The sequence below is a fragment of the Aeromonas bivalvium genome (assembly GCF_046078285.1).
Taxonomy (GTDB): domain Bacteria; phylum Pseudomonadota; class Gammaproteobacteria; order Enterobacterales; family Aeromonadaceae; genus Aeromonas; species Aeromonas bivalvium.
Genome location: NZ_JBGXBV010000001.1, coordinates 1,451,470 through 1,466,949, shown reverse-complemented (window position 1 = coordinate 1,466,949; position 15,480 = coordinate 1,451,470). Strand labels below are relative to the sequence as shown.

Sequence of the window (15,480 nt, the reverse complement as noted above, 5' to 3'; positions counted from 1 at the left end):
CGTCAGCCCTGCTGTTGATCGGCCAGCCAGTTGGCCACGGTCACGAACTGCTCCAGGGAGAGGTTCTCCGGGCGCAGGTTGCCGTCGATGCCAAGCTCGGCCAGCTGGGCTTCGGTGATGAAGTTCGCGAAGCTGTTGCGGATGGTCTTGCGGCGCTGACCGAAGCCTTCGGTGCAGACCCGGTTCAGGCAGCGAATGTCTTTCGCGACGATTGTCGGGTTCTTGTGGGGCACCAGGCGCACCACGGCGGAATCCACCTTCGGCGCCGGCTTGAAGGCACCTGGACCCACTTCCAGCACGGGGATCACCTGGCAGTAGTACTGGGTCATCACGCTCAGGCGGCCATAGGCCTTGCTGCCGGGGCCGGCGGCCAGACGCAGCACCACCTCTTTTTGCAGCATGAAGTGCATGTCTTCCACCCGGTCGGCGAAGTCGCACAGGTGGAAGATGAGGGGGGTGGAGATGTTGTAGGGCAGGTTGCCGAAGATGCGCAGCGGCCCCTTGCCTTCTCCCATCAGGGTGCTGAAGTCGAAGCGCATGGCATCGGCTTCGATGACGGTCAGCTTGTCCTTGAGGGTGGGGTGTTCGCGCAGGCGCGCCGCCAGATCCCGGTCCAGCTCGACCACGGTCATCTTGTCCATCTGGGCGGCGACCGGCTCGGTCAGTGCGGCCAGGCCCGGGCCTATCTCCACCAGGTTCTGGCCCGGCTGGGGGTTGATGGCGGCCACGATCTGGTCGATCACATAGCTGTCGTGCAAGAAGTTCTGACCGAAACGCTTACGGGCCGTGTGGCCCATGTGCATCTTACTGCTCATATTTTTTTCTCTACCATCAAGATGGCGTGGTTAAGCGCGGTGACCAGGCTGCCCGAGTCTGCCAGGCCCTTGCCTGCCAGATCCAGTGCGGTGCCGTGGTCCACCGAGGTGCGGATGAAGGGGAGTCCGAGGGTGATATTGACCGAGCGCCCGAAGCCCTTGTATTTGAGCACGGGCAGCCCCTGGTCGTGGTACATGGTGAGTACCGCGTCCGCATCCTTGAGGTACTTCTCCTGGAACAGGGTATCGGCTGGCAGGGGGCCAACCAGATCGATCCCCTCCTGGCGCAGGGCGTCCAGGGCGGGCTCGATCACGTCTATCTCTTCACGGCCCAGGTGACCCCCTTCCCCGGCGTGGGGATTGAGGCCGCAGACATAGATCCTGGGGGCCCTGATGCCGAACTTGTCTCTGAGATCGGCATTGAGGATGCGGATCACCTTGCCCAGACGCTCCGCCGTGATGGCGCGGGCGACGCAGGCGAGGGGAATATGGGTGGTGGCCAGCGCCACCCGCAGGCCGTCGGTGGCGAGCAGCATGACCACATCCGGTACCCCCGCCTGCTGGGCGAAGAATTCGGTGTGGCCGCTGAAGGAGACCCCGGCCTGGTTGATGATACCCTTGTGCACGGGCCCGGTCACCACGGCGGCAAATTCACCGCTCATGTTGCCGTCGCAGGCACGCTGCAAGGTGGCCAGCACATAGGCGCCATTGGCCTCGTCGAGCTGACCGGCCTGCTCGGGGGCGCCGAGGGCGACCGGACACAGGGTCAGGGTACCGGCCCGCTGGGGGCGGGCAGGCTGGGCGGGATCATAGGGCAGGAGCGCGATCTCAAGCCCGAGGGCCTTGGCCCTGCGCTGCATCAGCTCGGGGGAGGCAATCACCACCAATTGATGGGGCCAGTCGCGCCGGGCGATGTCGAGCACCAGATCCGGCCCTATGCCGGCCGGCTCACCCGGGGTGATGGCAAGACGCTGACAGGTGATCAACTGCCGGCACCTTCGATGCGGATATAGGCCTCGTCACGCAGCTCGTCGAGCCATGCCTGGGACTCTTCCACGAAGCGACGGTTGTAGATCAGCTGATAGGCGCGCTGCTCCTGGGCCTTGTCGGTGGCATCCTGGCTGCGTCTCTCTTCCAGCTGCACCAGGTGCCAGCCGTGGCTGGTCCGGAAGGGCTCGCTGTACTGGCCGGGCTGCAGGCGGTTGACCATGTCGCGGAACTCAGGCACATAGACGTTGGGATCGGACCAGCCCAGCTCGCCGCCCTGCACCGCAGAGCCGGGATCTTCGGAGTACTTCTCCGCCAGGGCGGCGAAGTCGGCCTTGCCGCTTTTGATGTCGTGGAGGAAGCCGTCCAGCATGCCCTTGGCCTTCTCTTCGCTCAGTATGATGGAGGGCTTGATCAGGATGTGGCGAGCCTTCACCTCGGTCTGCACCACCTGCTGTAGACCCTTGGTATCGAACACCTTGACGATGTGCAGACCGGCGCCGGAGCGCAGCGGGCCGACGATGTCCCCCTTCTTGGCACCCTGTACCGCTTCGGCCATCAGGGTGGGCATGCCTTGCGGGCTCATCCAGCCCCAGTCACCCCCTTCCAGGGCCTTGGGACCGTTGCTTTCGGCGATGGCCAGCTCACGGAAGTCGGCGCCGCCACGCAGCCGGGTCAGCAGGCTCTCTATCTTGGCCTTGGCGGCATTGAGCTGCTCGGCGCTCGGGTTGTCCGGCAGGGCGATCTGGATGTGACCGACGTGGTACTCCTGCTGCTGCTGGCCCTGGGCCTGCAACGCCTGCACCACCTGCTTGACCTCCTGATCGGAGATGTTGATGCGGCGGCGGATCTGGTTGCGGCGCACCTCGTTCATCAGGATCTCGCGGCGTACCTCTTCCCGGTACTGGGCATAGCTCATGCCCTCGCGCTCCAGCTGGGCCCGCAGTTGCTCCAGGCTCATCTTGTTGTCCGCCGCTATGCTGCGGATGGCCTGCTCGAGCTGGGTGTCGCTGATCTTGAGGCCCTGTCTGTCCGCCAGTTGCAGCTGCAGGCTCTCCTGGATCAGGCGATCCAGCGCCTGTTTGCGCAGGGTGGCGTCATCGGGCAGCGCCTGGCCGCTCTCCTTGGCCGAGAACTTGATCTTGTTGACCAGGGCATCCTGCTGGCTGGCGAGTACTACATCCTTGTTGACCACGGCCAGCACCTTGTCGATGAGCTCGGGGGAGGCAAACGCGCTCTGGCTCATGACTCCGAACAGACCTGCGGTCAGCAGGGAAATCCACGTCTTCTTCATATCCATCTCTCAAGGCGTTTTGCGATGACTCACTGGTCCCGCAGGTTAAACGGACGAATGTAAGGCAGGGCATCGGTATCCAGGCTGGTGCCCTTGGCACCCGTACCCACACTGCCCAATCCTTTCATCTCAAACTGGATGCCGAAACTACGCTCCGAGGTGGGCTGGTAGGTGACGTTATCCGGGCTGTTGACCCATTCCAGGTTGAAGTTGATGCTCCAGCAGCAGGAGTCATATTTGATCCCCACCTTGCGGTCAACATTCACGTTCTGATCCAGGTCGTAGTAGTAGCCGCCATAGAGGTGCCACCGGTCGTTGAGGGGGGTTCCGAGCAACATGCCGACCTGGTTGATGTCGGCGCTCTCGCCACTGCGGGAGAGGTCGTAGTTGGCATCGCGCACGAAGCGGTAGTTGAGCTGGCTCAGCAGCTTCTCGTGGCGATACTCCAGGGCGCTGTTGGCGGAGCTGAACTCCTTCTCCTGCACGTCATACTGGGCTCCGACGTGGGCAAACCACTGCTCGCTTATCTTGGCATCCCCCTCGAATGACAGGGGTGAGCGGGTGTTGGTGCTCGCCTCGTCGCTGGGATAGAGGGTGACCCTGGGGGCGACGAAGTCGAATGCCTGGGCCAGGGCCAGGCGCAGGCGCTCGTCACCGACGGCATCATAGACCCGGCTGGTGACCCCGACAGAGACTCGGTTGGAGTCGCTGATCCGATCCAGCCCGGCGAAGCGGCGATCGCTGAACAGGCTGTAGTAGTCCTGGCGCATGCTGGTCGAGTCGTAGATGCCTATGTTGTCCTGATCCTTGTAGGGGATATAGAGGTACTGGAACTCGGGCTCCAGGGTCTGGTTGGCACGCTCGCCAAACCAGTCCTGCTGACGATCGAAGGTGAGGCCGCCCTTGAGTCGAAACGAGGGCAGCACCCGGGTGACGTTGTCGTCGAGGTGGGTCAGCCCCTTGTTGCGGTAGTAGCTGGTGAGCTTGCTGGTATCCGGGACATCCTGATTGTACTGGGTGTACATCAGCTTGTACTGGCTGTCGAGGTAGTAACCGTCCGCATCGATGAGCGGCACCGTCAGGGTCGGCGCGCTGTAGAGGCGGGTGCCGGTATAGGCCTCCCCTATGGTGGACTGGTCATTGTCATAGCCGAAATTGGTCAGCTCTGTGTTCCAGGCCAGATCGTACCAGCGGCCCTGATGGTAATAGTTGTGGTTGATGCGCGGCAGCATGGTGTGGGGCTGCTGGGCACCGGCCAGCAGGATCTGGTAGGTGCGCGCCTCCGTGGTCAGGTTCCAGTTCTGCTGGTAGTAGCCGGCGGTGAGGGACTGTTGCAACTGGTTGTCGACCTGGGTGCCGACCGGCGGCGAAAAGTCGTTGAAATAGTTGTAGTCGTTGTCCCGCACCTTGGTGTAGTCGAGGGAGACCACCAGGGCGTTGTCGAGGAAAAGAGAGGTGTGACGGGCGCTCAGCAGGTAACGGTGGCCATCGGCAAGATAGGCGTTGAGGCTGGCCGTGTCGTCATACTGCTTGTCGTCCGCCAGGTTCTCGAAGTAGAGGGTGCCGCTGTGGGCCGGGTCCGGCATGTAGCGGAACTCGACCTGCTCCATCAGGCCGCGCCTGTCCATGAAACGGGAGCTGATGGTGGCGTCGTAGTTGGGGGCGATATTCCAGTAGAAGGGCTGGTTGATATCCATGCCGTTCTTGGAACTCTGCTCATAGCTGGGGTAGAGCAGACCCGTCTTGCGCTCGTCCTTGATGGGGAAGTTGATATAGGGAAAGTAGAACACCGGGTAGTCATAGAGCCAGAGGCTGGCGTTCCAGGCTTCGCCGAACACCTCGTTCTGGTCGATGTCGATGCTGCCCGCCTTCAGGGTCCAGGCTTCCTGGCCCGGTGGGCAGGTGGTGTACTGGGCCCCTTCCAGGGTGATGTTCTGGTTGTTGTTGGTCATGATGACCCGATCGGCCGAGCCGCGCACCGCAGAGCCATGGACCTGATACTTGCCCTCTTCGAGCTCTGAATCCTTGGTATCCAGGTTGGACTTGAGGGTTTTGTCGCTGGTGACCGTGATCTGGCCATCGTTGTAGTAGATGTTGCCGATGGCGATCACATCCCGGCTCTTCTGGTCGAGCTGGGCATAATCGGAGTCAAACTTGCGCACGCCCTGACGCACCTTGACGTCGCCTTCATAGACGGCGGTGCCGCCCTGCTTGGCTTCGAGCCGGTCGGCGTCCACCTCCACCGGCAGGGCATTGGCATCCTGACTGGCGGGGGCTTTTTCTATCTTGGGAACATAGTCATAGCAGAGCTCGTCCAGCAGACCCGTGGCGGCGGGTACGCTCATTGGCGCAGCCTGGAGATATGCCGGGCTCAACAGCGCCGGAGCAAGGCCAATGGTCAGGGCGATGGGACAGGCACGCCCCAGTGTCCATTTTGTCATGTAGAAGACTCGCGCAATCCGTATCGAAACGGCTGATTCAAGAGCATGCATAATACGCCAGGACTCATCGAGTTGACATTGCATCTCATTGCTTTATGTTAGCCGGCAATGATAAAGCATTATTGCGGCCAGGGCTAACAGCCAAGCGCTGCTTTCCACCTTGGTCCTTCACCCATGCCAGATCGTTTTGACTCCTTGCTCCAGTTCGCTCGCCACCACACGGGCGACCACACCCTGACCCTGTCTCTCATTTCCGGCGACGCCAGTTTCCGTCGATACTATCGGGGCGGCGGCCTTGTCTGGGTGGATGCCAATCCACAAACAGAGAAAAATCAAGAGTTTGTCCGCAATGCCTCGGCCCTGCACGCAAGGGGCCTGCTGGCTCCCGAGGTGCGGGCGGTCGATTATGCTCTCGGGCTGCTGGCGGTGACGGATCTGGGCGACACCCAGCTCATCCGTTGCCTGGACGAGACCTGCGTGCTGGCCTGGTATCAGAAAGCCATCGCCTTGCTGCCGCGGCTCGGTGGCGTGACCCTGGCGCTTGAGCCCTTCGATGCCGCCTTCATGGCCCGGGAAAACGCCATCTTCCCCGAATGGCTGCTGGGTCAGCACCTCAATCTGACCCTGGACGAGGACGAACGGCGACTGCTCGAGGACACCTTCGCCTGCCTCACCGAGAACAACCTGGCCCAGCCCCAGGGGGTGATGCACCGGGATTTCCACAGCCGCAACCTGATGGTGTGTGGTGGCGACACCCCGGACGAGAGCGAGCTGGCCATCATAGATTTTCAGGACATGGTCATCGGGCCGCTGAGCTATGACCTGGTCTCCCTGCTCAAGGACTGCTATGTGCGCTGGCCGGACGCGGTGATGGAGCAGGGCATGCGCCACGGCTTCGAGACCCTGAGCCGCGCCAATCTGCTGGCCGGGCTCGACTATGCCAGTTTCCGTCGTCATGCAGATCTGACCGGCATGCAGCGTCACCTGAAGGCGGCGGGGCTCTTCACCCGCCTCTATCACAGGGATGGCAAATCCGGCTATCTCAAGGACATTCCCCGCACCCTGGGTTATGTGGTGGATGCGTGCCGTCTCCATGGCGAAGCCCATCCGGTGCTGAAGGCATTTGGCGACTGGCTGGTGCGCCGGGTGCTGCCCGGCTTTGCGCCACGACAAGCGGGTGAGGGCGCATGAAGGCGATGATCCTGGCCGCCGGCCGTGGCGAGCGGATGCGCCCGCTGACCGACACCCTGCCCAAGCCGCTCTTGGCGGTGGGGGGCAAGCCCCTCATCGTGCACCATATCGAAAAACTCAAGGCGGCCGGGGTAAGCGAGCTGGTCATCAATCACGCCTGGCTCGGCCACAAGCTGGTGGCGGCCCTCGGCGATGGCCGCCAGTTCGGGGTGCAGATAGCCTGGTCGGCGGAGGAGAGCGCCCTGGAGACGGCGGGGGGCATAGTGCAGGCATTGCCCCTGCTCGGCGATGCCCCGTTTCTGGTGATCAACGGTGATACCTGGCTCGATGCGGATTATGGCGCTCTGGTGCACCAGCCGCTGGGGACGGATCTCGCTCACCTCTGGCTGGTGCCCAATCCGCCCCAGCATCCCGAGGGGGACTTCTCCCTCGCCGCAGACAGGGTGCAAGACAGGCCCGGCCTGACCTTCAGCGGCATCGGCCTCTATCGGCCCGAGGCATTTGCCCTCCTCGCCCAGGGCAGCCGCAAGCTGGCGCCCCTGCTGCGCGACTGGATGGCTCAGGGACGGGTCGGCGGTTCGCGTCTGGTCGGTGAGTGGCGTGATATCGGTACCGTGGCGCGTCTGCGCGCCCTGGATGACGAGCTGGCAGGCTCCACTAATTGAGATGAGGTCTTGAGTCATGCGTATTTGGGGCAAGGTGCTCGGCGCCTTCTTCGGTTTTCTGCTCGGCAATGTCTTCGGGTTGCTGATCGGCCTCTGGCTCGGTCACCGGTTTGACCGCGGGCTCGGCATCCAGGGGGCGTTTCGCCGTACCCCGAGCGCCGAGCAGCAGGCCATCTTCTTCCACGCCACCTTCGCCGTCATGGGTCACATCGCCAAGGCGGGGGGCCAGGTCACGGAGCAGGAGATCCGGGTCGCCTCCAACCTGATGGACAGGATGCGGCTCTCTCCCGAGCAGCGCAGCAGTGCCCAGCGCTCGTTTCGCGAGGGCAAGGAGGCCGATTTCCCCCTGCGCCAGACCCTGGCCGGGTTTCGCAGTGCCAGTCAGGGGCAGCGCGACATCTTGCGCTTCTTCCTGGAGGTGCAGCTGCAGGCGGCCTTCGCCGATGGTCAGGTGGAGGCGGCCGAGCGGGTCATCTTGCAGACCATCGCCGAGGAGCTGGGCTTCAGCCAGATAGAGCTGGCGCGGATCCTGGCCATGGCCGAGGCGCAGATGAACTTCTTTCGCCACGGCGGCCAGTACCAGGGCGGGCATCAGTCTGCGGGGCAGCAGCCTCCGAGTCGTGACAGGCTCAAGGATGCCTACCAGCTGCTGGGGGTGAGCGAGGAGGCGGCTGATGCCGAGGTCAAGAAGGCCTATCGCAAGGAGATGAGCAAGCATCACCCGGACAAGCTGGCCGCCAAGGGGTTGCCCCCCGAGATGATGGAGATGGCCAAGGAGAAGGCCCAGGAGATCCAGCAGGCCTGGGAGTGGATCCGCGAGGCTCGCGGCATTCGCTGAGCCCCTCCTTCGCCAGCCATAAAAAAATGCCCGTCGATGACGGGCATTTTTGTTTGTGCAATAAAGGCTTAGTGGCTATCGACCCAGACGAACTTGAGCACGAACAGCAGGGCCACCACCAGCACACAGGGGTTGATCTCGCGCCAGCGACCCGTGCCCGCCTTCATCACGCAGTAGGAGATGAAGCCCACGGCGATCCCCTCGGTGATGGAGAAGCTGAACGGCATCATCACCGCTGTCATGAAGGCCGGCACCGCCTCGGTCAGGTCTTCCCACTTGACCCGGGTCAGCTCGGAGCACATCAGCACCCCCACGTAGATGAGGGCGCCGGCGGCGGCATAGGCCGGCACCATGGCGGCAACCGGGGAGAAGAAGATCGCCAGCAGGAACAGCACGCCGACCACGATGGCAGTGAGGCCGGTGCGGCCGCCGACCGCCACCCCTGAGCTGCTCTCGATATATGCAGTGACCGAGGAGGTGCCCATGAAGGCGCCGCCGACCGAGCTCACGCTGTCCACCACCAGGGCCTGTTTCATGCGCGGGAAGCGGCCCTGCTCATCGGCCAGCTTGGCGCGGGTGGTGACCCCGATCAGGGTGCCGGACGAGTCAAACAGGTTGACCAGCATGAAGGAGAAGATGATCCCGGCGAGGCCGATGTCGAGCGACCCCATCAGGTCCAGCTGACCGAATACCGGCGCTATGCTCGGCGGCAGGGAGACGAATCCCTTGAAGGTGACATCGCCAAACAGCCAGCCCAGGGCCGTGGTGACGACGATGGCGATCAGCACGGCGGAGTGAACGCCACGGGCGGAGAAGATGCAGATGAGGAAGAACCCCAGCAGCCCCAGCAGGCAGGGCAGGGAGGTGAGGTTGCCCACGGTCACCATGGTGGCCGGGCTCGCCACCACTATGCCGGCGTTGTGCAGGCCGAGCAGGGCGATGAGCAGACCGATACCGGCTGTGATGCCGACCCTCAGGGTGAGGGGAATGTTGGCAATCAGCCAGTAGCGCACCCGCAGCAGGGTCAGGATCAGCAGGCCCAGCGCGCCCCAGAAGATGGTGCCCATGCCCACCTGCCAGGAGTAGCCCATGCCCGCCACCACCACGAAGGCGAAGAAGGCATTGAGCCCCATGGCGGGGGCCAGGGCGATGGGCAGGTTGGCCAATAATCCCATCAGAATGCTGCCGATGCCGGCGATGAGACAGGTGGTGACGAACACCGCCTGGGTGTCCATGCCCGCATTGGAGAGGATCTGCGGGTTGACGAACACGATATAGACCATGGTCAGGAAGGTGGTGACCCCGGCGATGAGCTCGGTGCGGGCATTGGTGCCATGGCTCTTGAGCGCGAACAGACGCTCGAGCCATCCTTGCCCCGGGGCAGGCTGAGCGGTTTGTGGTGCTTGATTCATGTTGGATTCCATAGGTGACGTGAAATAGGTGGCAGGCACGGGGTCGGTCCCATCCATGCGGGGCATGACCCGGAGCTGATGACAAACCAGCAGATCCCTCCTGATACCGTGACAGCGCGCACATTCTCACACAGGCGGCGCCATTCATAAACCTGGGAAGCGGGTGTTTGCTCCATCAATAGAGCAAAAATTCAAACGTTTGCCGGGTCGGGCTGGAAAAGGGTGCCGATAGACGCTTGTTGCTGGGCCCTGGCGCCAGGGTCAGGGGCTTCTGCTCCCCAGGGTCTTGAGGTAGCGATCCACCAGTTCGGCCAGTCGCTCGTCCGCCTGTTCGCGCAGTGGCGCCAGGGCCAGCCCCAGCCGTTGCAGGTAGCGCTCGGCCTGGGGATCGGTCAGGGTCTGATCCTGGAGCAGGAAACTCAGTTCGGGCAGGCGCTTGTCGTGGCGCGGGATCAGCTGCCAGCAGAGCCCCTGGGGCGCGCTGGCGGCAAACAGCCGGGTCGCGGCGGCGCAGAAGGTCGCTATGTGCAGCTTGCCGTCCGGGCCGAGGCAACCGGGCTCGATCCGCATCAGCAGGGTGAGTCGGGCAGGGTGTGGGGTCATGGTGTGGATCCGGACCTGGGTCAGCCGTCAGTATGGCAGCGGACAATGGGGGCATGAGGGATAAGTGCAGGGGGAGCCAAGGCTCCCCCTGCGGCGCATCACTTGGTGATGCGTTTGTACTTGGCACGGTGCGGCTGAACCGCATCGGCGCCATAGGTCTTCTTCTTCCACTCTTCGTATTCGGTGAAGTTGCCCTCGAAGAAGGCAATCTTGCCCTCGTCCTGGTAGTCCAGGATGTGGGTGGCGATACGGTCGAGGAACCAGCGATCGTGGGAGATGACCATGGCGCAACCCGGGAACTCCAGCAGGGCGTTCTCGAGGGCGCGCAGGGTTTCGATGTCCAGATCGTTGGTCGGTTCATCCAGCAGCAAGACGTTGCCGCCGGTCTGCAGCAGCTTGGCCAGGTGCAGACGGCCCCGCTCACCACCGGACAGCTCGCCCACCCGCTTCTGCTGATCGGCGCCCTTGAAGTTGAAGCGGCCGATATAGGCGCGGCTCGGGAACTCGTGGTTGCCGATGCGCAGTATGTCCTGACCGTCGGCCACCTCTTCGAACACCGTCTTCTTGTCATCCATGGTGTCGCGGAACTGGTCCACCGACGCCAGCACCACGGTGTCACCCAGGGTGATGGAACCGGAATCCGGCTGCTCCTGGCCCGACATCATGCGGAACAGGGTGGATTTACCGGCGCCGTTGGGGCCGATAATGCCGACGATGGCACCCTTGGGAATGGAGAAGGAGAGATCGTCGATCAGCTGCCTGTCACCATAGGACTTGCAGAGGTTCGCCACCTCCAGCACCTTGTCGCCGAGGCGGGGTCCGGGCGGAATGAACAGCTCGTTGGTCTCGTTGCGCTTCTGGTAGTCGCTGGTGTTGAGCTCCTCGAAGCGGGCCATACGGGCCTTGGACTTGGCCTGACGGCCCTTGGGATTCTGGCGAACCCACTCCAGCTCCTTCTCGATGGACTTCTTGCGCGCCGCTTCCGAGCTCGCTTCCTGGGCCAGACGGGCATCTTTTTGCTCCAGCCAGGAGGAGTAGTTGCCCTCCCAGGGGATGCCTTCGCCGCGGTCCAGCTCCAGGATCCAGCCTGCCACGTTGTCGAGGAAGTAGCGGTCGTGGGTGATGGCCACCACAGTGCCTTCGTAGTCGTGCAGGAAGCGCTCCAGCCAGGCCACGGATTCCGCATCCAGGTGGTTGGTCGGTTCGTCCAGCAGCAGCATGTCCGGTTTTTCCAGCAGCAGGCGGCACAGGGCAACCCGGCGGCGCTCACCCCCGGAGAGGTGCTTGATCTGGGCGTCCCAGGCCGGCAGGCGCAGGGCATCGGCCGCGCGCTCCAGCTGGTTCTCTAGGTTGTGGCCACCCTGGGATTCGATGATGGCCTCCAGCTCGCCCTGTTCCCGGGCCAGCTTGTCGAAATCCGCATCCGGATCGGCGTAGGCCGCATAGACCTCATCCAGGCGGGCCATGGCGCGCTTGACCTCGCCGACAGCCTCTTCCACCGCTTCGCGCACTGTCTGCTCCGGATCCAGCTTGGGCTCCTGGGGCAGGTAGCCTATCTTGATGCCTGGCTGAGGACGGGCTTCCCCTTCGATCTCGGTATCCAGCCCCGCCATGATGCGCAGCAGGGTGGATTTACCGGCGCCGTTCAGACCCAGCACGCCTATCTTGGCGCCCGGGAAGAAGGAGAGGGAGATGTTCTTGAGAATATGACGCTTGGGCGGCACGACCTTGCCGACCCGGTTCATGGTGTAAATAAATTGAGCCATTGGCTAATTCTCTTTCCTTTTCATCAGGTTAACTTGTTTTTGTCAACGAGCTGATGCCGTGGTGGGGCCAGCTGACGACTGGGGTCAGCCGGTTCCGAATAACGGGGCGATTGTAAACCAATGGCCGACGGGGGGAAAGCCGATGGCGCCGTGAGGGAATGGCCTCATGGCGCCAGTCGAGGCGCGGGCGCAGTCGCTAGCGGTTCGGGCGTCCGGCCTGCTTGGCCAGGGGATCCTGGCCGGCGAAATAGAGCACCTTGCGCACATAGTGCTGGGTCTCGGCATAGGGGGGGATGCCGCCATAGCGGGTCACGGATTCCTCGCCGGCGTTGTAGGCGGCCGACATCAGTACCCAGTCCCCGTCGAACTCCCGATCCAGCCACTTGAGATAGGCCAGGGCCCCCCTGATGTTCTGCTCCGGGTCGAAGGGGCGGGTCACCCCGAAGCGCGCCTGGGTGGCGGGGATGAGCTGCATCACCCCCTGGGCATTCTTGGGGGAGACGGCATGGGTCTCCAGATTGGACTCGGCGATGGCAATGGCCAGCACCAGGCGGGGGTCTATCTCATGGCGATCGGCGGCCTGGCGCAGCAGGGCGGCGAGCCTGCGTTTGGCGGGAGACTGGCGGGCGAGATAGGCGTCGAGGTTGAAGGGGGTGCTGGGGATGGTGAAGCCGCCGCCACCGCCCAGCTGGGCGCCGCAGTTGTCCCCTACGGGGGCGTTGCCGACCCGGCTGTTGTAGTAGCGAGCGGCCTGCTGGCTGCCAAGGCGCATGGCCATGGCGAGATAGCCGTTGGCAAGCTTGGGATTGCGGGGGGCAAGCAGGCGACCGATGCGGTAGTAGCCTTCCGGGTTGCCCGTGCTGGCCGCCACGCAGTAGTGGCGTATGGCCTGGCTGATGTTGCCCCGGTTCTGGGCCGCCTGACCCTGCTGCAGGGCATTGATGGCGCGCGGTGCCTGACGAAACTGGCCCTTGTCGGCCGCCTGGGCCGCGGCGGCGGGCAGCAGGGGCAGCATTATCAACAGCAGGGTTGCGGGCCAGTTCACCATGGCAATTCTCCAGCGAATGTCCAGAACCTATAGGGGAGATCGGCGCGCACTGCCAGTGGCACGGTGGAACCTGTGGTTATGGCAGGGCGACTCGCGAGAACGAAATCATCTGGAACTAACAGCGAGCTCCCGGATTGACACGGCTGTCAGGGAGTGATCACGGCGTGGGAATGGCGGGAGGCTGGCAGAGTTGCTGCTAATAACTATTTTGTTATTACAGTGTGCAATTGCTGCCGGGCAGGGAAGCGGCCATGGCTAAGGACGGCATATGACCTCTGACGATATAGACATAGTGCAGCGAGCATGGAGCCGTATCTCGCTGTTTAGCAATGAATTTGTCAAGGAGATCTACCGGGAGCTGTTTCGCCTTGACCCGGGATTGCTCCCCATGTTCACCATGACGGATGAGCGCCTCATCAACAAGGTGGCCCAGACCCTCAACACGGTGTTGACCAGCCTGGAGCAGCTGGATGCGCTGCGCTTCATCATTCGCCACCTCGGCCAGCAGCACAGGCGCTACGGGGTGAAGCCGGAACACTTCGCCCTGGTCAAGGTCGCCATGACCCGGGTCATGGCCCAGCGGCTCGGCGAACACTTCACTCCGACCCTTGCCCAGGCCTGGTCCGCCGCCTATGACGAGATTGCCGCCATCATGATAGAGGGATTGCAGCAAGAGCCCAGGGCCGAGGAGCCGGCGGACATGGCGCTGCCCTGGCTCTGCTGAGTCGCCGGGAGGGCGGGGGAAGAGCCTCATCTTGGTGCAACGACTGTCAATGGAGGCTGACAGGCACCAAAAGGGGGCGTGGTGGACGGCTATTGTGATCATGGTCGCAAAAAATAGACTGGACCCCATAACGAAGCCCTGAGGACAGGGCTCGCGTCCGCCAGCGCGGACTAAAGACACGCTTTTCACTTCGCCATTGGATACAGGTTATGGACAACACCCCCCACGCGGCCCAGCCCGCTCGCTCTGCGCACCCCCTCTATGAAGATGTGCTCGCCCTGCTGACCGCGGCGGGTTTCGTCTCCCTCGGCATCTTTCTGTTTCATCAGGTCGGCTTGCTCACCGGCGGCACTGCCGGGCTGGCACTGCTGCTGCAGCAGGTGACGGGCCTGAGCTTTGGTCTGCTGTTCTTTGCCATGAACCTGCCGTTCTACGCCCTGGCCTGGCTCAGGATGGGACCGCGCTTCACCTTCAATACCTTCGTCTCGGTGGCAGCGGTCTCCTTCATGACGGATCACCTCAACGCCGTGCTGCAAATCGGCAAGATAGAGCCGGTCTACGCGGCCCTGATCGGCGGCACCCTGATCGGCATGGGGCTGCTCATCATGTTTCGCCACAAGTCCAGCCTGGGGGGCTTCAACATCCTGGCGCTGTTTATCCAGGATCGGTTCGGCATCCGCGCCGGCAAGCTGCAAATGGGGCTGGATTGCACCATAGTCGTCGCCTCCTGTTTCGTGGTGCAGCCCTGGATCCTGGCCCTCTCCGTGGTGGCGGCCATCATCTGTAACCTGGTGTTGACACTCAATCACAAGCCGGGCCGCTACCAGATAGCCTGAGTACCCCTTCACTTCCCAAACAAACAGAGCGCCTGATGGCGCTCTTTTGCTATTCGGGATCCTGGCTGGATTCACACCACCATGGGCAGTCCGGTCTCGGGGTGAGGGATCACCTGGGCCGGGTAGTCATAGAGGCGGGTCACCAGCTCGGGGGTGAGCACCCTTGCCGGGGGGCCATCGGCCATCAGTCTGCCCCGCTCCAGCATCAGCAGCCGATCGGCGTAGCGGGCCGCCAGATTCAGATCGTGCAGCACCACCAGCACGGCGGTGTTGCGGGAGGTGAGGGCGCGGGCCAGGGTGAGCAGCTGGTGCTGGTACTTGAGATCCAGGGCCGAGGTGGGCTCATCGAGCAGCAGCAGCCTGGGAGGTGCATCGGCATCGGGGGCCTGCCAGATCTGGGCCAGCACCCGGGCAAACTGCACCCGTTGGCGCTCGCCGCCGGAGAGGCCCGGATAGAGGCGGTTGGCCAGGTGCTCCACCCCGGCATGGGCCATGGCGGCTCTCACTATCTCGTCGCGCCGACTGCCGGGTTCGCTGTGGGGCAGGCGCCCCATGGCCACCACCTCTTCGCACAGGAAGGGGAAACTCAGGGAGGAGCTCTGGGGCAATACCCCGACCCTGTGGGCCAGTTCGGTGCCGTCCCACTCCTGGCGCTTTCGGCCAAACAGGCGAGTCTCTCCTTCATGGTCCAGCTCGCCGGTCAGGCATTTGAGCAGGGAGCTCTTGCCTGCGCCATTGGGGCCGAGCAGGGCGGTGAGGCTGCCCCCGTGCAGGGTGAGCTCGAGCCCGTCCAGAATGAGGCGGCCACCTCGGGTGAGGCTGAGCTGGCGGCAATGCAGCAGAGGAGGAAGTGCTGACAA

At 63.3% G+C, this 15,480-nt stretch carries 14 protein-coding genes; 5 read left to right on the top strand and 9 right to left on the bottom strand.

The features are described 5' to 3' along the window. Positions 1 to 2: 2 nt before the first annotated feature. Genes rsmA through lptD form a run of 4 tightly spaced genes read right to left on the bottom strand, consistent with a single transcriptional unit; the run spans position 3 to position 5,537 of the window. Positions 3 to 815 (bottom strand): 16S rRNA (adenine(1518)-N(6)/adenine(1519)-N(6))-dimethyltransferase RsmA, encoded by an 813-nt coding sequence (gene rsmA / locus ACEUCR_RS06665; protein ID WP_041995472.1) that lies wholly within the window; start codon positions 813 to 815, stop codon positions 3 to 5. Next, complete coding sequence (gene pdxA / locus ACEUCR_RS06660; RefSeq protein ID WP_408789074.1) at positions 812 to 1,798, bottom strand: 4-hydroxythreonine-4-phosphate dehydrogenase PdxA; 987 nt, start codon at positions 1,796 to 1,798, stop codon at positions 812 to 814. The genes rsmA and pdxA overlap by 4 nt, the downstream gene beginning before the upstream one ends. Then, positions 1,798 to 3,096: a peptidylprolyl isomerase SurA gene (gene surA / locus ACEUCR_RS06655; RefSeq protein WP_041995474.1), complete on the bottom strand. Its 1,299-nt coding sequence runs from the start codon at positions 3,094 to 3,096 to the stop codon at positions 1,798 to 1,800. The genes pdxA and surA overlap by 1 nt, the downstream gene beginning before the upstream one ends. A 29-nt stretch (positions 3,097 to 3,125) precedes the next feature. Next, positions 3,126 to 5,537: an LPS assembly protein LptD gene (lptD, locus tag ACEUCR_RS06650; RefSeq protein ID WP_408772552.1), complete on the bottom strand. Its 2,412-nt coding sequence runs from the start codon at positions 5,535 to 5,537 to the stop codon at positions 3,126 to 3,128. A gap of 174 nt (positions 5,538 to 5,711) precedes the next feature. Between lptD and ACEUCR_RS06645 the strand changes: the two genes are divergently transcribed. From ACEUCR_RS06645 to djlA, 3 genes are read left to right on the top strand one after another with little or no spacing between them, the layout of a single operon-like run. Continuing rightward, the gene (locus tag ACEUCR_RS06645; protein WP_111873423.1) at positions 5,712 to 6,728 is read left to right on the top strand and encodes an aminoglycoside phosphotransferase family protein; all 1,017 of its coding nucleotides are present in this window, start codon (positions 5,712 to 5,714) and stop codon (positions 6,726 to 6,728) included. After that, on the top strand, positions 6,725 to 7,393 hold the full coding sequence (gene murU, locus ACEUCR_RS06640; RefSeq protein ID WP_408788910.1) for an N-acetylmuramate alpha-1-phosphate uridylyltransferase MurU: 669 nt from the start codon (positions 6,725 to 6,727) through the stop codon (positions 7,391 to 7,393). The genes ACEUCR_RS06645 and murU overlap by 4 nt, the downstream gene beginning before the upstream one ends. 16 nt (positions 7,394 to 7,409) lie before the next feature. After that, on the top strand, positions 7,410 to 8,231 hold the full coding sequence (djlA, locus tag ACEUCR_RS06635) for a co-chaperone DjlA (RefSeq protein ID WP_041995482.1): 822 nt from the start codon (positions 7,410 to 7,412) through the stop codon (positions 8,229 to 8,231). Positions 8,232 to 8,299: 68 nt separating this feature from the next. Here the strand turns inward: djlA and ACEUCR_RS06630 are convergent, their stop codons facing one another. The 4 genes from ACEUCR_RS06630 to ACEUCR_RS06615 form a co-directional block, all read right to left on the bottom strand. Next, positions 8,300 to 9,655 carry an NCS2 family permease gene (locus tag ACEUCR_RS06630; RefSeq protein ID WP_174217910.1) on the bottom strand — a complete coding sequence of 452 codons (1,356 nt, stop codon included), beginning with the start codon at positions 9,653 to 9,655 and terminating at the stop codon, positions 8,300 to 8,302. Positions 9,656 to 9,904: 249 nt separating this feature from the next. After that, entirely contained in the window at positions 9,905 to 10,246 is a 342-nt protein-coding gene (locus ACEUCR_RS06625) for a hypothetical protein (protein WP_041995486.1), read from the bottom strand. Between the two features lie 98 nt (positions 10,247 to 10,344). After that, positions 10,345 to 12,012, bottom strand: coding sequence for an energy-dependent translational throttle protein EttA (gene ettA / locus ACEUCR_RS06620; RefSeq protein WP_041995488.1), 1,668 nt, complete (start codon positions 12,010 to 12,012; stop codon positions 10,345 to 10,347). 196 nt (positions 12,013 to 12,208) lie between these two features. After that, on the bottom strand, positions 12,209 to 13,060 hold the full coding sequence (locus tag ACEUCR_RS06615; RefSeq protein WP_408788907.1) for a lytic transglycosylase domain-containing protein: 852 nt from the start codon (positions 13,058 to 13,060) through the stop codon (positions 12,209 to 12,211). 268 nt (positions 13,061 to 13,328) lie between these two features. Between ACEUCR_RS06615 and ACEUCR_RS06610 the strand changes: the two genes are divergently transcribed. Together ACEUCR_RS06610 and ACEUCR_RS06605 are read left to right on the top strand one after the other, a co-directional pair. Further along, positions 13,329 to 13,784, top strand: a complete 456-nt coding sequence (locus ACEUCR_RS06610) for a globin domain-containing protein (RefSeq protein WP_111873420.1) — start codon at positions 13,329 to 13,331, stop codon at positions 13,782 to 13,784. A 209-nt stretch (positions 13,785 to 13,993) separates the two neighbouring features. After that, positions 13,994 to 14,620: a YitT family protein gene (locus ACEUCR_RS06605; RefSeq protein ID WP_111873419.1), complete on the top strand. Its 627-nt coding sequence runs from the start codon at positions 13,994 to 13,996 to the stop codon at positions 14,618 to 14,620. A 71-nt stretch (positions 14,621 to 14,691) separates the two neighbouring features. Here ACEUCR_RS06605 and ACEUCR_RS06600 read toward each other — a convergent pair whose 3' ends face one another. Next, on the bottom strand, positions 14,692 to 15,480 hold the full coding sequence (locus ACEUCR_RS06600; protein ID WP_408788904.1) for a heme ABC transporter ATP-binding protein: 789 nt from the start codon (positions 15,478 to 15,480) through the stop codon (positions 14,692 to 14,694).